This window comes from Streptomyces sp., assembly GCF_019510245.1.
Taxonomy (GTDB): Bacteria; Actinomycetota; Actinomycetes; order Streptomycetales; family Streptomycetaceae; genus Streptomyces.
Window position 1 is genome coordinate 14,261 of record NZ_JAEKKT010000119.1, and the last position, 18,410, is coordinate 32,670.

General features: G+C 73.6%; 19 protein-coding genes and 1 pseudogene. 10 read left to right on the top strand and 10 right to left on the bottom strand.

Going from position 1 to position 18,410, the window contains the following annotated elements; all coding sequences use genetic code 11:
• The first annotated feature begins 17 nt into the window (after positions 1–17).
• The 4 genes and pseudogenes from JF597_RS10170 to JF597_RS10185 form a co-directional block, all read left to right on the top strand.
• Positions 18–230, top strand: coding sequence for an alpha-hydroxy-acid oxidizing protein (locus tag JF597_RS10170; protein ID WP_293992238.1), 213 nt, complete (start codon positions 18–20; stop codon positions 228–230).
• Between the two features lie 134 nt (positions 231–364).
• A complete protein-coding gene (locus JF597_RS10175) occupies positions 365–868 on the top strand; it encodes a hypothetical protein (protein WP_293992040.1) in 504 nt (167 codons plus the stop codon).
• Positions 865–1,365 carry a flavin reductase family protein gene (locus tag JF597_RS10180; protein ID WP_293992042.1) on the top strand — a complete coding sequence of 167 codons (501 nt, stop codon included), beginning with the start codon at positions 865–867 and terminating at the stop codon, positions 1,363–1,365. Before JF597_RS10175 ends, JF597_RS10180 begins: the two co-directional genes overlap by 4 nt.
• Positions 1,366–1,416: 51 nt before the next feature.
• Positions 1,417–1,793, top strand: a pseudogene (locus tag JF597_RS10185) (diaminobutyrate--2-oxoglutarate transaminase); the annotation flags it as partial.
• Here the strand turns inward: JF597_RS10185 and JF597_RS10190 are convergent.
• Complete coding sequence (locus JF597_RS10190; RefSeq protein WP_293992260.1) at positions 1,783–2,106, bottom strand: hypothetical protein; 324 nt, start codon at positions 2,104–2,106, stop codon at positions 1,783–1,785. The pseudogene JF597_RS10185 and the gene JF597_RS10190 overlap by 11 nt on opposite strands.
• On the opposite strand from JF597_RS10190, the gene JF597_RS10195 reads away from it, so the two are divergent.
• Positions 2,021–2,215: a hypothetical protein gene (locus tag JF597_RS10195; RefSeq protein ID WP_293992044.1), complete on the top strand. Its 195-nt coding sequence runs from the start codon at positions 2,021–2,023 to the stop codon at positions 2,213–2,215. The two genes, JF597_RS10190 and JF597_RS10195, sit on opposite strands and share 86 nt — an antisense overlap.
• Before the next feature lie 364 nt (positions 2,216–2,579).
• Here JF597_RS10195 and JF597_RS10200 read toward each other — a convergent pair whose 3' ends face one another.
• The 3 genes from JF597_RS10200 to ppk2 all read right to left on the bottom strand — a co-directional run bounded on the left by JF597_RS10200 (position 2,580) and on the right by ppk2 (position 6,065).
• Positions 2,580–3,044: a cyclic nucleotide-binding domain-containing protein gene (locus JF597_RS10200; RefSeq protein WP_293992046.1), complete on the bottom strand. Its 465-nt coding sequence runs from the start codon at positions 3,042–3,044 to the stop codon at positions 2,580–2,582.
• Positions 3,045–3,212: 168 nt separating this feature from the next.
• Positions 3,213–4,934: a SulP family inorganic anion transporter gene (sulP, locus tag JF597_RS10205; protein ID WP_293992048.1), complete on the bottom strand. Its 1,722-nt coding sequence runs from the start codon at positions 4,932–4,934 to the stop codon at positions 3,213–3,215.
• Between the two features lie 327 nt (positions 4,935–5,261).
• A complete protein-coding gene (gene ppk2 / locus JF597_RS10210; protein WP_293992050.1) occupies positions 5,262–6,065 on the bottom strand; it encodes a polyphosphate kinase 2 in 804 nt (267 codons plus the stop codon).
• 41 nt (positions 6,066–6,106) lie between these two features.
• Between ppk2 and JF597_RS10215 the strand changes: the two genes are divergently transcribed.
• Complete coding sequence (locus JF597_RS10215; RefSeq protein WP_293992052.1) at positions 6,107–8,491, top strand: phosphoketolase; 2,385 nt, start codon at positions 6,107–6,109, stop codon at positions 8,489–8,491.
• Between the two features lie 27 nt (positions 8,492–8,518).
• Here the strand turns inward: JF597_RS10215 and JF597_RS10220 are convergent, their stop codons facing one another.
• Positions 8,519–8,899: an STAS domain-containing protein gene (locus JF597_RS10220; RefSeq protein WP_293992054.1), complete on the bottom strand. Its 381-nt coding sequence runs from the start codon at positions 8,897–8,899 to the stop codon at positions 8,519–8,521.
• Between the two features lie 317 nt (positions 8,900–9,216).
• On the opposite strand from JF597_RS10220, the gene JF597_RS10225 reads away from it, so the two are divergent.
• Complete coding sequence (locus JF597_RS10225; protein ID WP_293992056.1) at positions 9,217–9,657, top strand: pyridoxamine 5'-phosphate oxidase family protein; 441 nt, start codon at positions 9,217–9,219, stop codon at positions 9,655–9,657.
• 27 nt (positions 9,658–9,684) lie between these two features.
• Here the strand turns inward: JF597_RS10225 and JF597_RS10230 are convergent, their stop codons facing one another.
• Complete coding sequence (locus JF597_RS10230) at positions 9,685–10,080, bottom strand: nuclear transport factor 2 family protein (RefSeq protein ID WP_293992240.1); 396 nt, start codon at positions 10,078–10,080, stop codon at positions 9,685–9,687.
• A gap of 70 nt (positions 10,081–10,150) precedes the next feature.
• Between JF597_RS10230 and JF597_RS10235 the strand changes: the two genes are divergently transcribed.
• The gene (locus tag JF597_RS10235) at positions 10,151–10,729 is read left to right on the top strand and encodes a PadR family transcriptional regulator (protein ID WP_293992058.1); all 579 of its coding nucleotides are present in this window, start codon (positions 10,151–10,153) and stop codon (positions 10,727–10,729) included.
• A 48-nt stretch (positions 10,730–10,777) separates the two neighbouring features.
• Here the strand turns inward: JF597_RS10235 and JF597_RS10240 are convergent, their stop codons facing one another.
• From JF597_RS10240 to JF597_RS10255, 4 genes are all read right to left on the bottom strand, one after another.
• Positions 10,778–11,914 carry an NlpC/P60 family protein gene (locus JF597_RS10240; RefSeq protein WP_293992060.1) on the bottom strand — a complete coding sequence of 379 codons (1,137 nt, stop codon included), beginning with the start codon at positions 11,912–11,914 and terminating at the stop codon, positions 10,778–10,780.
• 87 nt (positions 11,915–12,001) lie between these two features.
• On the bottom strand, positions 12,002–12,484 hold the full coding sequence (locus JF597_RS10245; RefSeq protein ID WP_293992062.1) for a sigma-70 family RNA polymerase sigma factor: 483 nt from the start codon (positions 12,482–12,484) through the stop codon (positions 12,002–12,004).
• A gap of 118 nt (positions 12,485–12,602) precedes the next feature.
• On the bottom strand, positions 12,603–13,268 hold the full coding sequence (locus tag JF597_RS10250; RefSeq protein ID WP_293992064.1) for a M15 family metallopeptidase: 666 nt from the start codon (positions 13,266–13,268) through the stop codon (positions 12,603–12,605).
• A 179-nt stretch (positions 13,269–13,447) separates the two neighbouring features.
• A complete protein-coding gene (locus tag JF597_RS10255) occupies positions 13,448–16,498 on the bottom strand; it encodes a BTAD domain-containing putative transcriptional regulator (protein ID WP_293992066.1) in 3,051 nt (1,016 codons plus the stop codon).
• Positions 16,499–16,893: 395 nt separating this feature from the next.
• On the opposite strand from JF597_RS10255, the gene JF597_RS10260 reads away from it, so the two are divergent.
• Positions 16,894–17,829, top strand: a complete 936-nt coding sequence (locus JF597_RS10260; protein WP_293992068.1) for a hypothetical protein — start codon at positions 16,894–16,896, stop codon at positions 17,827–17,829.
• Positions 17,830–17,915: 86 nt separating this feature from the next.
• Positions 17,916–18,371, top strand: a complete 456-nt coding sequence (locus JF597_RS10265) for a hypothetical protein (protein WP_293992070.1) — start codon at positions 17,916–17,918, stop codon at positions 18,369–18,371.
• Positions 18,372–18,410: the final 39 nt, after the last annotated feature.

Consider the following 18,410-nt stretch of genomic DNA (forward strand, 5'->3'; position numbering starts at 1 on the left):
CGGAGACCTGGGGTTTCCTGGAGGGGGGGCCGGGCGAGGAGCGGACGCTGTGCGCCAACACCGAGGCGTACGACCGCCTCTGGCTGCATCCCGGCGTCCTTACCGACGCCGGTACTCCCGTCATCGCGACCCGTATTCTCGGTCGTCACCGGGCTACCTGCGCCACCAGCGCTCGGCCTGGAGCGCGCCCTGCGCGATCTGCGGTCTGCCTCGCTGAACTACGGCAATGACCGGCTGCATCTGGCCAACGGCTCGCTCAGCCTGCTGGACCAGGAGACCCCCCTTGCCTGACACCGTCCCTCTCCCGTCGGCCGCCGCGCCCCCGCCCGGCGCCAGTTGGGCGCCCGATCCGTAGGCCCGCCCGGTGCGCCCTGGGCCCGCCTGTGGACACCGGCTCCCGGCGTCGTCGTCGCCCTGTCACCCGTGGACGCCGTGCTGGCGACGCCCGCGGCCGTGTGGCGGCGCGCCCCGAGGAATACCGTTCGGCCGCCGGCATGGCGGCCTGGCGGGCCCGCGAGCACCTGGCCGGCCGGGCACTGCTGCGGCTGCTGCTCGCCGCCTCGACACCCAGGTCAAAATCAGCGGCTACCGCGTCGAACTGCTTGAAGCCGTCTACACCGGAGACGCCCCCGACCCCACCCCGCTGCTCGCGGCCCTGCAGGAGCGGCTGCCCGCCTACGGGGTGCCCCACACCCTGCTGCGCCTGCCCGAACTGCCCCTCAACCTCAACGGAAAGACCGACCGCAAGGCCGTCCAGGCCACCCTGAACACCGCCCGCCCAGCCGTGTCCGGCCCGCCCCGCCCCCAAGGGCCCGCCCGCCACCGGCATCCACCGCACCCGCCTCCCGGAAGGAACCCGGTGACGTGACCGCGCCCACCACCCCCACCGCGCTGCCCGGCCGTGAGGAGTTCTGCTCCGCCATGGCGCAGCTCGCCACCGGCGTCGCGGTCATCACCACCGCCGGACCCGACGGCCCGGTCGGCTGCACCGCCAACGCGGTGCTCTCCCTGTCCACCGAACCGCCCTCGGTGCTCGTCTCGCTCGCCACCAGCGGCCGCACCGTACGGCACGCCCGCACATACGGCCGCTTCGCGGTCAACATCCTCAGCTGGCAGCAAAGGGATTTGATGCACCGTTTCGCCCGGCTTCCCGCGGCGGAACGTTTCGACGGCGTCCCCCACCGGCACGAGCAGGGCTGCCCGGTCCTGACGGCGACCGCCGCAACCGTGGTGTGCCGCCTCGACCAGGCGCCCACCGTGCTCGACCACACCCTGCTGATCGGCCGGGTCCTGTGGACCGCGCAGGACCCCACCGCCGCGGCCCTGGTGCTTTACCAGCGCCACCAGCGCGCCGTAGCCGGCTGACCCCGGCCACGCCACCTGTCCCACCCGCACGCACCAGGACAGGATTCGAGCATGAGCATCTACGGCACCGTGGAATCAGAGGTCCGCAGTTACAGCAGGGCTTGGCCCACCGTGTTCACCACCGGACGCGGCGCCGTCCTGCGCGACGAGTCCGGACGGTCCTTCACCGACTTCTTCGCCGGTGCCGGCGCCCTCAACTGCGGGCGCAATCCGCCCGAAGTCAAGGCCACGCCAATGGACTACCTCTCCGGGGACGGCGTCACCCACGGACTCGACATGCACACCACCGCCAAGCGCGTCTTCCTGGAACGCCTGCGCGACCTGGTGCTCACCCCCGCAGCCTGGACTACCGCGTCCAGTTCCGCGGCCCCGGCGGCACCAGCGCCGTCGAAGCCGCGCTCAAGCTCGCCCGGAAGGTCACCGGCCGCCACACCTGCGCAGCACGGCCATCTCCCACACGAGGTGGTCCGACGACGGCAGTTCGACGTAGCGGGCCCGGCGCAGCACCTGGCTTCGGGACTCGGCGTCATCGAACTGGCCCTTGATCGCGGGCTGTTCCTCTTGGAGGAGATCGACGGACTCCTGCCAGGCACGTCGGTTGAACGCCTCCCACGATGCGAAGCCCGGCTCCCTCGCCGTCGTGCTCCAGTAGCAGTTGCAGGCCGCCCACTCGCCGGGCGACCAGGCGCAGGGCTTCGGAGTGACCTTCGGCCGGGTGCTGGCGATCGGGGTCGCGGCCACTCTGCCGGCGATCCTCCTCGCCGTGGCCGAGCACCGCAGCGCGGCCGCGGCCGCCGCGGCACCCCCCGCGGCGCCCGCCGGATCCCTCAACGAGGCCGGAAAGGCCTGATCCGGCACCTGGGCGGGGAGTGCGGGAGGGGCGTCGAATCCCCCGGGCGCCTCGCCCGTGACTCCCTCGGCGGGTCGTGACGGGAGCCTCGTCACGACCCGCCCCTCACCGGCTCCCGCGGCCGTGGCCGTGATCACGCTGCCGGGCAGGACCCGCCCCGCGGGTTTCGACGAGCCCGCCGATGCCGTTGGGAGCCTCCTTGCGCACCGGTTCAGGGAAGCCGCTCCCGCGCGGCAGTACGACGTCGGCGCCGAAGGCACGTACCAACTGCTCGTCCTTGCCGAGGAAGAGCCGGTCGGGCAGCAGCGGCGGAAGTCGCGGCTGCTCCGGGTGAGCCCGCCGCCGGTGTTCAGGTGCGCCGCCTTCAGACGCTCGCGCCGGCGCCGTACGGGGCGTACAGGTCCAGCAGCCGTTTGCGGGAGGCGCGCAGGCGGTGCGCGAGCACCTGGCCCACCCACTGGCTGATCGCGTTGCCCAGCGCCGGGTCCTCCTGGCACAGGGCCAGGACGGTCGCGGCGTCGAACTCGTAGGCGCGGACCGGCGTGGTGGCCTCGGCGCCCAGGTGCCAGACGGGCGGCGCGAACAGCCAGGACCAGCCGATGAGCTCGTTGTGCCCGAGGCTCTCGATGACGGCCGCCCGGCGGCCCGGGACGTGCATGTCGAGTTCGACGCGGCCGGTGCGGATGATCCAGAACCGGTCGGCGTGACCGCCTTCCTCGAAGAGCCGCGTGCCCTGCGGGAAGGCGACCTCCCGGGCGTGGCGCATCAGCTGCCGCTGATGGCCGGCGGACAGCGCGCGCAGCGTGCTGGGGGTCGACGGGGTGTCCATGGCATGCCTCCCGGGACGGGACGTGGGTACGGGCCACCACTGCCAGCGTGCGGTGCCGGGACGGCGCCCGCCATGGGCCGAGCGGTCCCCGGGCCCGGGACCTTCGGGACGGCCTCGGACCGGGCGGCCCGCTCCCCGGCCCCCGCACAGCCGTGCCCGGTCCCCGTCCTACCGATCCGGCCGTTCCGCCAGCCATGCGCGGTACGCCGTCACCGCCGTCGGCAGGGTCGGGAAGATGCGGTCGTGGCCGACCGCGTCCGCGAGGCCGTACGCCTCCAGGCTGTCCAGCAGGTCCTGCTTCACCCGGGCGAGGGCGAACACGACGTCGCGCGCGATCAGTTCGCGGCGCAGCGCGTCCACCGCGTCGAGGGCGGTGATGTCGACCTCCACGTTGGCCTCCGTGTTGAGGAGGAACCAGCGGACGGGCGTGGTCTGCTCGTCGACGGCGGCCAGCGCCCGGCGGTGGAAGTTCTCGGCGTTGGCGAAGAGCAGGGGCGAGTCGTAGCGGTAGACCAGGAGACCGGGGATCGTGCGGGCGGTGGGGTAGTCGTCGATGTCGTGCATGCCGGCCACGCCGGGCACCAGGCCCTCGACCGCGTCGTGCGGCCGGGCCACTCGGGTGAGCAGTTCGGCGACCGACAGGCCGACGGCGACCAGTACGCCGTACAGGATGTCCAGGGCGAGGACCCCGGCCAGGCAGCCGAGGGCGAGGAGCAGTTCGCGGCGGCGGAAGGCGGCCAGGCGCCGGAAGCCGGCCAGGTCGGTCATGCGGGTCGCCGCGTAGACCACCAGGGCGCCGAGCACCGCGGCGGGCGTCCGGGTGAGGAGGGGGCTGAGGAAGAGCAGGACCGCGAGGACGAGCGCGCCGGCGACCAGCGAGTACGCCTGGCTGCGGGCCCCCGCCGAGGTGGCCAGCGCGGTACGGCTGGCGCTGCTGCTCACCGGGAATCCGTGCAGGGCGCTCGCGCCGAGGTTGGCCGCGCCGAGGGCCAGGAACTCCTGGTCGGCGTCGAGCCCGGGCCCCTCGTCGGGGCCGCGGCCGGCGAACGCGCGGGCGGTGAGGATGAAGTCCGTGTACGCCACCAGAAGAACCCCGAGGGCGGGAAGGACCAGGCGCGGCAGCTCGGTCGGGTCGGGCACGGCGAGGGCGGGCAGCCCCGCCGGGACGGTGCCGATGACCTTGATGCCGTAACGGCCGTCGAGGTCGAACGCCACCACCGCCGCCGTGCCCAGGATCACGGTCAGCAGCGGGCCGGGGAGCACCCGGAAGTACCGCGTGACGACGAGGAGGAAGAGCAGCGCCGACGCCGAGAAGACCACGGTCGCCGCATGGGCGTCGCCCAGGTGGGTGAAGAACGACCAGAGTTGGGGGAAGAACTCGGTTCCCGTCCCGGGTACTCCGGTGAGTTTGGGCAGCTGGTCCACGACCATGATCAGGGCGACGCCGGCCAGGTAGCCGATCAGGACGGGGCGGGAGAGCAGGTCCGCCAGGAAGCCCAGGCGGACGGCCCACGCGACCAGGCAGAGCAGTCCGACGGTGGCGGCGAGGCCGGCCGCCAGGACCGCGTACCGGCCGGGGTCGCCGGCGGCGAGCGGGGCGACCACGGTGGCCGTCATCAGGGCGGTCGTCGACTCCGGGCCGACCGACAGCAGCCGCGAGGAGCCGAACACCGTGTACAGGGCCAGGGCGGGCAGGATCGCCCACAGTCCGGCGACCGGGGGCAGCCCGGCCACCCCGGCGTAGGCCATGACCTGCGGCACCAGGTACGCGGCGACGGTCACCCCGGCCAGCAGGTCTCCCTTCAGCCAGGCGCGCCGGTAGCCGAGCAGCGAGACGAGTCCGGGCACGAGCCGGTGCCACCCAGGGTGTCCGCCGCTGCCGTGGGTCATGCGTCGCCTTCCGTCCGGTGTCCCGGTATGTGCGTCCGGTGTCCCGGAACCCGTCGGTGCCGGCCTTGGCGATCCGGCCTCCGGAGCCGGTCCGGAGCCGTGGACCGTGCCGCCCCGGTCCCGGGCATGGGCCGAGCGGCCCCGGTCCGGGACCAGTGGCCCCTGCCCCGGGAACGCCCCGGACACGACGCTGGAGACGGATCCGTCGAAGAAGTCCCGTTGGGGCCCCACGGCCCAGGAGGTGAAGATCGTGCCGCGTACCGCCGTCCCGGGCCTCGGCCATCGCGCCGAGTCCCACCCGCCGTCCTCGGCCGGCGGCCCGCTCTCTCAGAGGCTCGACGCGTGGTCGGGGACGTAGGTCTGCAGATCCCTCGGCGGACGCTCGTAGCCGGTCGACGGCGGCCGCTTCGGGAGTTCCAGCACCGGCGGTGGCACGTCGTGGTACGGCACGGTCGACAGCAGGTGGGCCATCATGTTCAGCCGGGCCCGGCGCTTGTCGTCGCTCTCCACGATGTACCAGGGCGCGTCGGTGACGTCGGTGTGGATCAGCATCTCGTCCTTCGCCCGGGAGTAGGCCTCCCAGTGGGTGATCGACTCCAGGTCCATCGGCGAGAGCTTCCAGCGCCGCAGCGGATCGTCCAGGCGCTTGCGGAACCGCTCCTGCTGCTCGGTGTCGCTCACCGAGAACCAGTACTTGCGCAGCAGGGTCCCGGACTCGACCAGCATCCGTTCGAAGATCGGGCAGTGCCTCAGGAAGAGCTGGTACTCCTCCCGCGTACAGAAACCCATCACGTGCTCGACGCCGGCCCGGTTGTACCAGGACCGGTCGAACAGCACGATCTCCCCGGCCGCCGGGAGGTGTTCCGCGTACCGCTGGAAGTACCACTGGGTGCGCTCGCGCTCGGTGGGCTTCGGCAGCGCCGCGATCCGGGCGATGCGCGGATTGAGGTGCTCGGTCACCCGTTTGATCGTTCCGCCTTTGCCGGCCGCGTCCCGTCCCTCGAAGATCACAACAAGACGTGCGCCCGTGGCCCGCACCCACTCCTGCAGCTTCACCAATTCGGTCTGCAACCGCAGCAGTTCCGCCTCGTACACCTTGCGCGGCAGCTCCGCCGCCCGCTTGCCGGCCATGCCGCCTCCACCGCCCGATGACCTACCCATGGAGCCATCCGATGTCCAAGGTCGAACACCAGGACGCCACCGTACTGTCCGACGAGGAACTGCGCACCCTGGACGCGCACTGGCGTGCCGCCAACTACCTGGCGGCGGGCCAGATCTACCTGATGTCCAACCCGCTGCTCACCGAGCCGCTGCGGCCCGAGCACATCAAGCCCCGGCTGCTCGGCCACTGGGGCACGTCGCCGGGTCTGAACCTGGTGTACACCCACCTCAACCGGGTGATCAGGGCGCGTGGCCTGGACGCGCTGTGCGTGTGGGGGCCGGGTCACGGTGGCCCGTCGGTGCTGGCCAACTCCTGGCTGGAGGGCAGCTACAGCGAGACCTACCCCGATGTCTCACGGGACGCCGCCGGCATGGCACGGCTGTTCAAGCAGTTCTCCTTCCCCGGCGGTGTGCCGAGCCACGTGGCCCCGGAGACGCCCGGCTCCATCCACGAGGGCGGCGAGCTGGGCTACTCCCTCTCCCACGCCTACGGCGCGGCCCTGGACAACCCGGACCTGCTGGTCGCCTGTGTGATCGGCGACGGTGAGGCGGAGACCGGGCCGCTGGCCGCCTCCTGGCACTCGAACAAGTTCCTCGACCCGGTCCACGACGGCGCCGTCCTGCCGATCCTGCACCTCAACGGCTACAAGATCGCCAACCCGACCGTGCTGGCCCGCCTGCCCGAGTCCGAACTCGACGAACTGCTGCGCGGCTACGGCCATGAGCCGATCCATGTCACGGGCGACGACCCGCGCGAGGTGCACCGGGCCATGGCGGCGGCGATGGACGACGCGCTGGACCGGATCGCGGTGATGCAGCGGTCGGCGCGCGAGGAGGGGGTCGCCGAGCGCGTGCACTGGCCGGTGATCGTGCTGCGTACGCCGAAGGGGTGGACCGGTCCGGCCGAGGTGGACGGGGTTCCCGTCGAGGGCACCTGGCGGGCCCACCAGGTCCCGCTGGCCGGCGTCCGGGAGAATCCGGAGCACCTGCGGCAACTGGAGGCGTGGCTGCGGTCGTACCGGCCCGAGGAACTCTTCGGTGCCGGCGGCCGGCCCGTCGCCGACGTGCTCGCCTGTGTCCCGGAGGGGGCACGGCGCCTGGGTGCGTCGCCGTACGCCAACGGCGGGCTGCTCGTCCACGACCTGCCCCTGGCCGACCTCGACGAGTTCGCCGTCCCCGTCGACAAGCCGGGTACGGCCCTGCACGAGCCCACCCGGGTGCTCGGCGACCTCCTGGCTCAGGTCATGAAGGACACCGGGGCGCGCCGAGACTTCCGGCTGGTCGGCCCGGACGAGACGGCGTCCAACCGGCTGCAGGCCGTCTACGGCGCCAGCGGCAAGGCCTGGCAGGCGGGGCTGCTGCCGGTCGACGAGCACCTGGACCGGCACGGCCGGGTGATGGAGATCCTCTCCGAACACACCTGCCAGGGCTGGCTGGAGGGCTACCTCCTCACCGGCCGGCACGGGCTGTTCTCCTGCTACGAGGCGTTCGTGCACATCGTCGACTCGATGGTCAACCAGCACATCAAGTGGCTGAAGACGTCCAGGCAGCTGCCCTGGCGGGCGCCGATCGCCTCCCTCAACTACCTGCTGACCTCGCACGTGTGGCGCCAGGACCACAACGGCTTCTCGCACCAGGACCCCGGTTTCGTCGACCACGTCCTCAACAAGAGCCCCGAGGTCGTGCGCGTCTACCTCCCGCCGGACGCCAACACCCTGCTCTCGGTGGCCGACCACGCGCTGCGCAGCCGGGACTACGTCAACGTCATCGTGGCCGGCAAACAGCCCTGCTTCGACTGGCTCTCCATGGAGCAGGCCCGCGTGCACTGTGCGCGCGGCGCCGGGATCTGGGAGTGGGCGGGCACCGAGAACGGCACCCGCGAGCCCGACGTCGTGCTGGCCTGCGCGGGTGACGTGCCCACCCAGGAGATCCTCGCCGCCGCCCAGCTGCTCCGCCGCAACCTGCCCCAGCTGGCCGTACGCGTGGTCAACGTCGTCGACATGACCCGGCTGCTGCCGAAGGACGAGCACCCGCACGGGATGACCGACTTCGAGTACGACGGCCTGTTCACCGCCGACAAACCGGTGATCTTCGCCTACCACGGCTACCCCTGGCTGATCCACCGCCTCGCCTACCGCCGTACCGGCCATCCGCACCTGCACGTGCGCGGCTACAAGGAGTCCGGGACCACGACCACGCCGTTCGACATGGTCGTCCGCAACGACCTGGACCGCTACCGGCTGGTCATGGACGTCATCGACCGTGTCCCCGGCCTCGCCGTCCGCGCCGCCGCCCTGCGCCAGCAGATGGCCGACGCCCGCACCCGCCACCAGGCCTGGATCCGCGAGCACGGCACCGACCTGCCCGAGGTCGCCGACTGGACCTGGAACGGCTGAACGCCCCTGCTCTCCGTCCCGTCCCGGTCAGGCGACCGCCCCGGACGCGTCCGGGGCGGCGAGGGCGTCGGGGAGGGCGTGATACAGCTCGAAGGCGTCGCCCAGCCCCGTCCGGTGCAGCAGCCGGCGGAAGTCGTCCTCCGGCGTGACCAGGCGCAGTCTGCCGACGCGGTACCGGACCCGGTTGCGGGCCCGGCACAGGAGGCCGAGGCCGGAGCAGTCGATGAACGAGACGGGGCTCAGGTCGAGCACCAGATCGGGCTCGGTACCGGACGTCAGGTGGTCGAGGGCCGCGCAGAGAGCCGGAACCGCCCGGAGGTCGAGGTCGCCCTGCAGGGTGACGACGGTCGTGCCCCCGTCGGTACGGGTCGTGCGGTACGCCGCGGACCTCGTGTGGTTGTCGGCCATGGGGAAAGCGAAGACCAGCCGGCGGGTCGCGCGGAAGGGCCGTTCGGCCCCCTGGACGTCCCGGCGGCGGGCCCGAACGGCCCGTCTTGCCGGGCGCCGGCGCGGGAGGGCCCGTCCGGCGGCGGACTGGGGCCGAACGGCCCAAGCGGACCCCACCGGTCCGGGACAAAGTGGACGGGCGGGGCGGTACCGTCGAGGTCCCGGCGTTTACCCGGGGCCCGCCGGCCGCCGGTCCCCGCAGCGGATCATCAAGAAGCCCGCCGACGCCGTCGTACGCGTGGACGCCGTCGTGGGAGAGCTGGGAGACGAGACGGCCGATGTATGCCAACGACGGATTCCGTGAACTCGACCGGCAAGAGTGCCTGCGGCTGCTCGGCGGCGTGCCGGTCGGCCGCATCGTCCACACGCGCGGGGCGCTGCCGGCCGTGCTGCCCGTCAACTTCGGAGTGGACCGCGACGGAGCGGTGGTCCTGCGCACGTCCGAGGCCTCGGAGCTGGTGCGGGCCGTCGACGGTTCGGTCGTCGCGTTCGAGGCCGACGAGGTCGACGCCGTCGCACAGGCCGGCTGGAGCGTCGTCGTGACCGGCCGCGCGGCCGTGGTCAGGGACCCCGGTGAACACGCGCGGCTCGTCCGGGAGGGCCCGAGGTCCTGGGTTCCGTCCCCGCGGGAGGTCTTCGTCCGCATTGAGCCGGAACTGGTCACCGGACGGGAACTGACCGGCGGCCGCACCCGGTACGGCCTGGATCCGATCTCGTGACCCCGCCGCGCCCCGCGGTCGTCGCAGTCACCGCGCGGCGGAGGCCTCCTGGGCGATCTGGTCGAACCGGGCGCCCATCGCCTCGGACAGCGCCTGTGCGGCCGACAGCGGGCGCACCATCACCGTGAACTCGTCGATCCGCCCGTCCTCGTCGAAGTGCAGGAAGTCGCAGCCCTGGAGCTGCTTGCCGGCGACCGTGGCCGTGAACACGAAGGCGTGGTCGCGGCCGTCCGGGTTCGCGATCTCCCGTATGTAGGCGAAGTCCTCGAACACCTGCGACACCGCGCGCAGGATCGCGGCCGTGATCGCCTTGCCCGGGTACGGCTTGAAGGCGACCGGGCTGGTGAAGACGACGTCGTCGGCGAGCAGGGCGGCCACCGCGTCCATGTCGCCGTTCTCGACGGCCTCGCGGAAGGGGTGCACGGGGTGCGCGGAATGCATGGTCCACCTCACCTAGTCAAAAAGTTGAGTAGGTGCATGCTAGCGTGCTCACATGGCTCTGCGGAACGCGCTGATGGCCGCCCTCCTGGAGGGCGAGGCATCCGGGTACGACCTCGCGAAGGGGTTCGACGCGACGGTCGCCAACTTCTGGACGGCGACGCCCCAGCAGCTCTACCGCGAACTGGAGCGCATGGAGGCGGACGGACTGGTCGCCGCCCGCGTCGTCGAGCAGGAGCGCAGGCCCAACAAGCGGCTGTACTCGCTGACGGACGCCGGCCGCGAGGCGGTACGCGCCTACACGGCCGAGCCCCCGGGCCGGCCCGCGGTGGTCCGCGACGAGCTGCTGGTCAAGGTGCAGTGCGCCGACGCCGGTGACATCGAGGCGGTCCGGACGGCCGTCGCCGAACGCATGGAGTGGGCCACCGCGAAACTCGCCCGCTACGAGCGGATCCGGCAGCGTCTCCTCGCCGGCCGGTCCGAGGAGGCGTACTTCGCCGAGGCGGACCGCGTCGGCCCGTACCTCACCCTGCTGCGCGGGATGTCCTACGAGCGGGAGAACCTCCAGTGGGGGGATCTGGCCCTGCGGAGGCTGGCGCAGCGGGCGGCTCGGCATATACAACACAGTGAATAGACGGCCCACAGGGCGCCCGACTCGCCGGGCGCCCCGCAGGGGACCCGGTCAGCAGGTGGCGACCCCTGGCAGCCAGGCCGGGCCCTTGATGTAGATGTTCGTCATCCACGCGCCGTTGGTCAGCTTGGACCAGGCGTCGTTGACGTACCCCTCGGCGGTGACCCTCTGGGCGTGCGTCTGGCAGACCACGTTCACCGTCGTCGGCTGGGCGAAGTAGTCGACGACACCGGCGTTCACGTTGGGCTCGCTGTGCGTGCGCACGCCCGTGCCCCAGGTCTGGAACGCCGTGCTGCCCCCGCCCGGCGGCGTCGGGCTGTCGCCGCCGCAGTCCGGGATGCCGGGCAGCTCGGCCGGGCCCTTGATGTAGATGTTGGTCATCCAGGAGCCGTCGGCCAGCTTGGCCCAGATGTCGTTGGTGTAGCCCTCCGCGCTCACCTCCTCCGCGTGCTCCTGGCACTGCACGGAGACCTGCGTGGGGCCGGCGAAGGTGTCGACGACCGAGGCGTGCACGCTCGGCGTGGAGTGCGTGTGCACGCCCGTGCCCCAGGTCTGGAAGGTCGAGCCCCCGTTCGCCGGCGGCGGCACCGGCGTGCCGGACGGGTTGATGCGGATCGCGCCCGCGTAGTCGCCGCCCGTGCGGACCGGGGTCACCCGGATGTGGGTGCCGGACTCGTACGCCTCGACCATCTGCCCGGCGCCCAGGTACATGGCGACGTGGTGGACGTACCCGCTGCCCCAGAACATCAGGTCACCGGGGACCAGCGGAGCCGTGCCCTGGCCCGCCGAGAAGCGGGCCGAGGCCTGCGGGCTGTGGAACTGGTCGTCGGCGGTGCCGTTGAGCAGGTCCGTGCCGGTCGCCCGGTAGTACGCGTACCGCATCAGGCCCGAACAGTCGAAACCCATGCGCTCGTTGTCGTGCAGGCTGTCCGGGTCGGAGCCGTCGTAGTAGCCGTACGTCGCACCGGGCGTGGCGCCGTGGCCGCCGCCCCAGCTGTACCAGACGCCGATCTGGGAGCAGGCGGCCTGGACGGCGGCCTGCGCGGTGGCCGAGGCGCCGGAGGCCAGTACCCCGCACGAGGTGTCCTGGGCGGCGGCGTGCGCGGTGACGGGCAGCAGCGGGGCCATGGCCAGCGCGGCGGCCACCGCGAGCGTCCTGACGGGCGTGGTGAGGTTCAAGGTCTGCATCCTTCGTCGACGTGGAGCCGGGTGCGGGGGTCGGGCGGATCCACCGGGTGCCGCGCCCCACCCCCGTGGGGGCGCGGCACCCGGAGTTCAGCCGGCCAGCGCCGCGCGCATCTTCGCCAGCGCCCGCATCCGGTTGCGCTGGACGGTGCCGCGATGGGCGCCGAGCCGTTCCCCGGCCGTGTCGTGGGTGAGCCCCTCGAGATCGACGAGGATCACCGCGGCGGCCTCCTTCGGCGAGAGCACGCTCAGCAGCGCGAGGGCGGTGGCGGAGGCCTCGTACGTGCCCAGTCCGCCGTCCCAGCCGGCCTCGGGCAGCCGGTCGGTGGTGCGCTCCCGGCGGGAGGGGTGCAGCCAGGAGTCGCGCAGCAGGTTCAGCGCGACCGTGCAGGCGTAGGCGTACGGATGCTGCTGGGGCGTCAGGTTCTGGGCCCGGGCCCGCCTGGAGAGCCGCAGATACGTCTCCTGGAGGAGGTCGTCGGCGTCGTGCGGGTTGCCGGTCAGGGCGAGCAGCCGTCTGCGCAGTCTGGGCATGTCGGCGGTGAAAGAGGCGTCGAACTCTCCCGGGCTCATGGACTCGACGACGCCGTTCGCATCGTCGCGCGGGTCCTGCGTACACGTGCCGCCATGGCTTTCCACTGTCGTCCCCCGTTGGTTTCGTCGGTCGTGAGAGAGGTGCCCGGTCCGTCGGTCACGCGGGCCGGACGGGTGCGGCGGCGGGCCCGTAGCGGGCGGCCGGTGCCCCGCTCAGCAGGGCCCAGTACCGGTCGCCGTAGGACCAGTGCCACCACTCGGTGGGGTAGTTGACGAAGCCGGCCGTGGTCAGCGCCCGGCTCATCGACGCGCGGTGGGCGCGCGCCTCGGCGCCGACGTTCGGTGCCCCGGTACGGCAGGCGCCCGCGCTCTCCTCCGGGGTGGCGTTGACCTCCGTGCCCAGCGGCAGCTCGGTGCCGCCGGCGGTGCACAGGGTCAGGTCCACCGCCCCGCCGCTCACGTGCGGGGCCACCTCGGGCGGGGAGATGTAGGCGCTGGCCAGCTCGCGGATCCGGTCCGGACCGGCGTCGGGGTGGGCCGCGCGCAGAGTCGCCGCGTACTGCTCGAAGTAGCGGCGCTGGAGATCGGGCGGCCGGTACCCCTCGACCACCAGGAACCGGATCCCGGCGGGCAGCAGCGACTGCGCCTGGAGCAGCCGGCGCAGCGCCCCGAGGCGCAGGTGCGCGTAGCTGCCGTCGGCGTCGGCCTGCCGGAGGTCGATCCGCAGGCCGGGCGCCTCCCGCAGGTCGACCAGCGGTTCACCGCACTCCTGCTCGGTGACCTCGGCGACCCGGGAGTCGGAGAGCGTGATGATGTCCGTCACGCAGAACAGCGTGCCCGGGGCCCCTGCAATTGCTCTGCAGCTTCCCTGCAAGCGCGTCACCAGGCCATCTGCAGCGCGGATCCGGCGCCACGTGCCACGCGTCCCCCGCCCCACGCCTCGCCCTTCGTGCGGCCGGGGTCCGGGGGCCACGGCCGGGCGCCCACGCGGCCGGGACGCGGCTACGGCACCTCGTCGCCCGCGCGCTCCCACGCCTCCCGCGCGCCAACCGACCGGAAGACCTCCAGCGCCTGAGCCCGCTCCGCCCGGGCCCGTTCCGCCTCGCCGTCCGCCGACCACACCCCGGCCAGGTCCCACACCGTGCGGGCCCGCCACAGCGGCAGCCCCAACTCCGCCCAGAGGGCCGCCGCCACCTCCAGCGGCTCCCGGGCCGCGTCGGTGTCACCGGCCGCCAGCCGCAGCTCTCCGAGCGTGCGCAGCACCAGCGCCTCGCCGAACCGGTCCTGGCGCTCCCGGGCCACGGTCAGGCAGCGCATCAGCCGCCGCCGCGCCTCCGCCGGCCGGCCGGTGCGCAACTCCACCTTGGCCAGGGCCTGTTCGGTGTACATCACGCCGAAGGTGTCGTGCAGGCCGGTGAAGATCCGCAGCGCGTCGAGGAAGAGCCGTTCGGCTTCGGCGTACCGGCCCTCGGCCCGGTCGCACAGGGCCAGCGAGCGCAGGGTGAGGCCCTCGCCGTGCAGGTCGGCCGCCGCCCGGTACAGCGCGAGCGCCCCGGACAGCGCCGCCCGGGCCTGCGGGCCGCGCCCCTGCTCGCGGTGCACGTAGCCGATGCCGTACAGCACGCCCGCCCGGGCACCGGCGTCGCCCATGTCGCCGTACCGCTCCAGCGCGGCCTCCAGCAGCTCCAACGCCTCGGGGTAACGGGCCTGTTCGCGGCGGGCGGTGCCCATACCGGCGAGGGCCACGGCCGCCCCGTCCGGCAGCCTTTCCCCGAACAGCCGCAAGGCGTCCGAGAAGTAGGCGTAGGAGTCCTCGAACCGATCCTGTTCGTACCGGAGTTGGCCGAGTCCGGCGAGGAGCCAGGCCTCGCCCTCCACGTCGCCGCCGCGCCGTACCGCCGCCATGGCCGCCGTGTGCGCCCGGGACCAGGCGTCGAACTGGTTGTACAACGCGGCGGAACTCGCGATCAGCGCCCCGGCGAGATCACGGGCGGTGCGGGCCATGCCGTGGTCGGCGCAGTGCGTCACCGCGGCCAGCAGCCCCGCCTGCTCGGCGGCGAACCAGGCCGCGGGCCGGGCGAGGACCGCCTCCTCGGTCTCCGGGCCGAGCGGGCGGACGGCGGCCGGTTCCGGGAAGTGGCGGGTCGCGCCGCCGGGGCCCCGGGCGGCCGCCTTCCGGGCGAGGTCCAGCCAGCTCGCCGCCAGCCGCAGCACCGCGGCCGCCCGGTCCTCGGCGCTCTCCTCGACGAGGCAGCGCTCGCGGGCGTGTTCGCGGGCGAGGTCGTGGATGCGGTAACGGGCGAGGCCGGTGCCGTCCACGCCGACCGCGTCGATGAAGTGGCAGTCCACCAGCCGCTCGACGGCCTCCTCGGCCTCCTCCGTCCCTATGTCGAGCAGGGGAGCGGCGATCCACGCCGCGAAGTCGGGCAGGTCCAGCAGGGCGAGGCGGCGCAGGGCCCGGCGTTCCTGCGGGTCGAGGTCCGAGTAGCCGAGCTCCAGGCTGGCGCGCAACTCCAGGTCCCCGGCGCTGAGTTCGTTGAGGCGGCGGCGTTCGTCGCGCAGCCGGCCGACGAGCCGGCCGGGTGCCCAGTGCGGGCGGGCGGCGAGGCGGGCGCCGGCGATCCGCACCGCGAGCGGCAGCCGCCCGCACAGGGCGACTATCTCGGCGGCCTGCTCCGGCTCCGCCCAGGTCCGCCCCGCGCCGGCCACCCGGCGGAGCAGGTCGAGGGCCCCGGCCTCGTCCGGGACGGCGAGGTCCAGATGGGCGGCGCCCTCCAGCGCCACCAGCCGGCGGCGGCTGGTGACCAGGACCGCGGCACCGGGGCCCGGCGGGAGCAGGGGCCGCAGGTGCGCCTCGCCGGCCGCGTTGTCCAGGACGATCAGGGTCCGCCGGTGCCCGATGTGGGTGCGGTACAGGCCGGTCAGCTCCTCGACGCCGGAGGGCAGGGTGTCGGGGTCGACGCCCATGGCCCGCAGCAGGCGGGCCAGTGCGTCGGCGGGTTCCAGCGGGGTGGTGTCGGCGGCCCGCAGGTCCACGAAGAGACGGCCGTCCGGGAAGAGGTCGGCGGTGCGGTGGCCGACATGCACCGCGAGGGCGGTCTTGCCGATGCCCGAGCGCCCGGAGATCACCCCGATCGGCGGTGCGGTCCGGCCGGGGTCGCCGACGCCGCGCAGCAGCTCCGTCGCCCACTTGACCTGCTCCGCCCGGCCCACGAAGTCGGCGATGTCCGGCGGGAGATGGGAGGGAGCGGGCCGGGGCCGCCCGCTTCGGGGCGCCGGTACCGGCGGCCGGGCGGCCCGCGCGGTCCCCAGCACACCGGTGTCATGGGTGAGGACGGCCTGGTGCACCGCCCGCAGCTCGGGCCCCGGGTCGATGCCCAGCTCGTCGCGGAGCACCGACCGGCCCTCCTGGTAGACCCGCAGGGCGTCGGAGACCCGGCCGGTGCGGAACAGCGCGGTCATCAGCTGACCGCGCGGCCGCTCCCGCAACGGATGCGCGGCCACATGGGCGAGCAGCGGCGCGATGGCCCCGTCCGCACGGTCCAGCTCCAGGGCCAGGCCGAAGGACTCCTCCTGGGCCACCAGCCGCAGCTCCGCGAGCCGGGCCGCCTCGATCCGGGCGAACGACTGCCCGAGCCCCTCCAGGGCCTCCCGGCCCCGCCACAGCCCCAGCGCCTCGGCGAGGACGTCGGCGGCCTCCTCCGTACGCCCCAGGGACCGCCCGGTCGCGAGGAGTTCCTCGAAGCGGCGGGCGTCGACCCGGTCCGGCGCGAGATCGACGACGTAGCCCGGGGGCCGGGTGCGGATCACCTCGGCCGTGCCGACCCGGGCCAGGGCCCGGCGTACGGCCGATACATGGGTGGCGACCAGGGCGCCCGCGGTGGCCGGCGCCTCCTCGTCCCAGACGAAGTCCACCAGGCGCTCGGTGGAGATCACCTCGCCCAGGTGGACGACGAGCGCGGCGAGGACGGCCAGCGGCCGGGAGCCACCGAGCGGGGCCCGCCTGCCGCCCTCCCAGACCTCCACCGGGCCGAGCAGACGTACTTCGAACATTGGTCCCCGATCGCTGCCCCGCGGATGCCGACAACGATATCGGCGGCCACCGTCGGGGCAGGCCGACGACCGGGCCCTCGTGTCCGGAACCGTTCCGTCCCACCGGCCGGACGGAATGGCCGCGAGGCCCGGTGTGCCGAACGGGACGGGGCCCGTCGGCGCCGCGGGAGCCGTTCTCCCTCCTGCCGCGGTTGGCTGGTTTCTGTGGGTGGCCATAGCGGCCCCTGTGCGGGAGACGGCCGGCGGCCGGCCCTCGTATGACCGCACCCCCGGATCCGCGACGGAATCCGCGGCGCCGGAATTTCCCCGCGGCCGCATGTCATACGAACGCCCTGCCGGCGGCGTCAACGGCCCGTAAGCACCGAGCCGTTCGCCGTACGCCAGGGAGTCGCCCGATGAAGCGCACCGCCTTCCGCCGAAGGACCGCGTGGCTGAGCACCGTCGCCGCCGTGACCGCGCTCGCCCTCACCGGCTGCACCCGGACGTCCGGCGACGGCTCGGCCCCCGCCGCCGCGCACCGGGTCCGCGACCTCGGATACGCGCAGGACCTGCGGATCTCGGACGCCGAACAGCGCCTGGTCGCCGGGTGCATGGGACGCCACGGGTTCCGCTACTGGACGGACCGCCCGCTGAGCCTGGCCGAGAGCAGGCCGCTCGGCTACGTCCAGGACGACGTGCACTGGGCCCGTACCTACGGGTACGGCAGCCGGATCGCGGCGAAGGAGGACCGCGCCCGGCTGCGCAACCCCAACAGCGCCTACCGCAAGGGCCTCCCCACCACCCGGAAGGCCGCGTACGACACCGCTCTCGACGGCGGCCGCCGGGCCGAACTGCTGCGCACCGACGTCCCCGGCGGGGGCGAGGTCACCAAGCGGACCGGCGGCTGCGACGCCGAGGCGGAGCGGCGGCTGTACGGCGATCCGCGGACCTGGTTCCGGCTCGACACCACGGCGAGCAACCTGCGCCCGCTCTACGTCGGCAAGCTGCTGCACGACCGGCGGTTCACCGCCGCCGTCAACGCGTGGTCCGCCTGCATGAAGCGCGCCGGCCACCCCTACCCGGACCCGGACGCGGCCCGGCAGGCCACCCGGGAGCACCCCGCGGTCCAGACCCGGGCGGAGGAGGCCAGGAACTTCGCCGCCGAGGTCCGGATCGCGGTCGCCGACGCCACCTGCGCCCGCCAGGTCTCCCTCAGGTCCGTGGGCCGGGACCGCGAGGCCCACTACCTGGCCCGGCTGGACGGCGAGTACGGCGCCCGGCTGGACGCCTACCGGCAGGTGCGCCTCAGGGCGCTGGAGCGCGCCGAGCGGATCGTGCCCGCCCGCACCTGAGACCTGCCGCCACCCCATGACTCCGCGGCGCCCGCCGCGGTCCTTCCCACACCGACCGCCTCCGACGAGGCAGAACGGAATTCATCATGCGCAAAATGACCCTCGCCCTCACCACGCTGGCCCTCGCCGCCGTCGGCTTCGCCGTACCCGTCAACGCCCACGCCTCGGCCGGCTGCAACGCGGCGTGGCCGGGCCGCGACGGCAACGTGCGGGCCTGGCGGGACTGGGACTGCGCGGGCGGCCTGCTCGGCGTCAGCGCGGGCAACGACTCCAACTGGTCCGACAGCGCCGGCGGTTTCCAGGGCGTCGGCAACGTCGCCTCCTCCGTGATGAACAGCGGCTACGTCGGCGGCAAGGACGTCGTCGCCTTCTACTACTACGCCAACTACTCGGGCGGCTACGGCTGCCTGAAGCCGGGCGAGCTCTACGTGGACGACCTCACCCGCGACCACTTCACCGACGGCCACACCATGAACGACAACATCCTGTCCCACCAGTGGGTGACGGAGAGCGCCTGCGCCGCGGGCTCCTTCATCAGCTGACGCCGGGCGGCCGGCCGCGGTCACCGCCCCCCGCCGCGG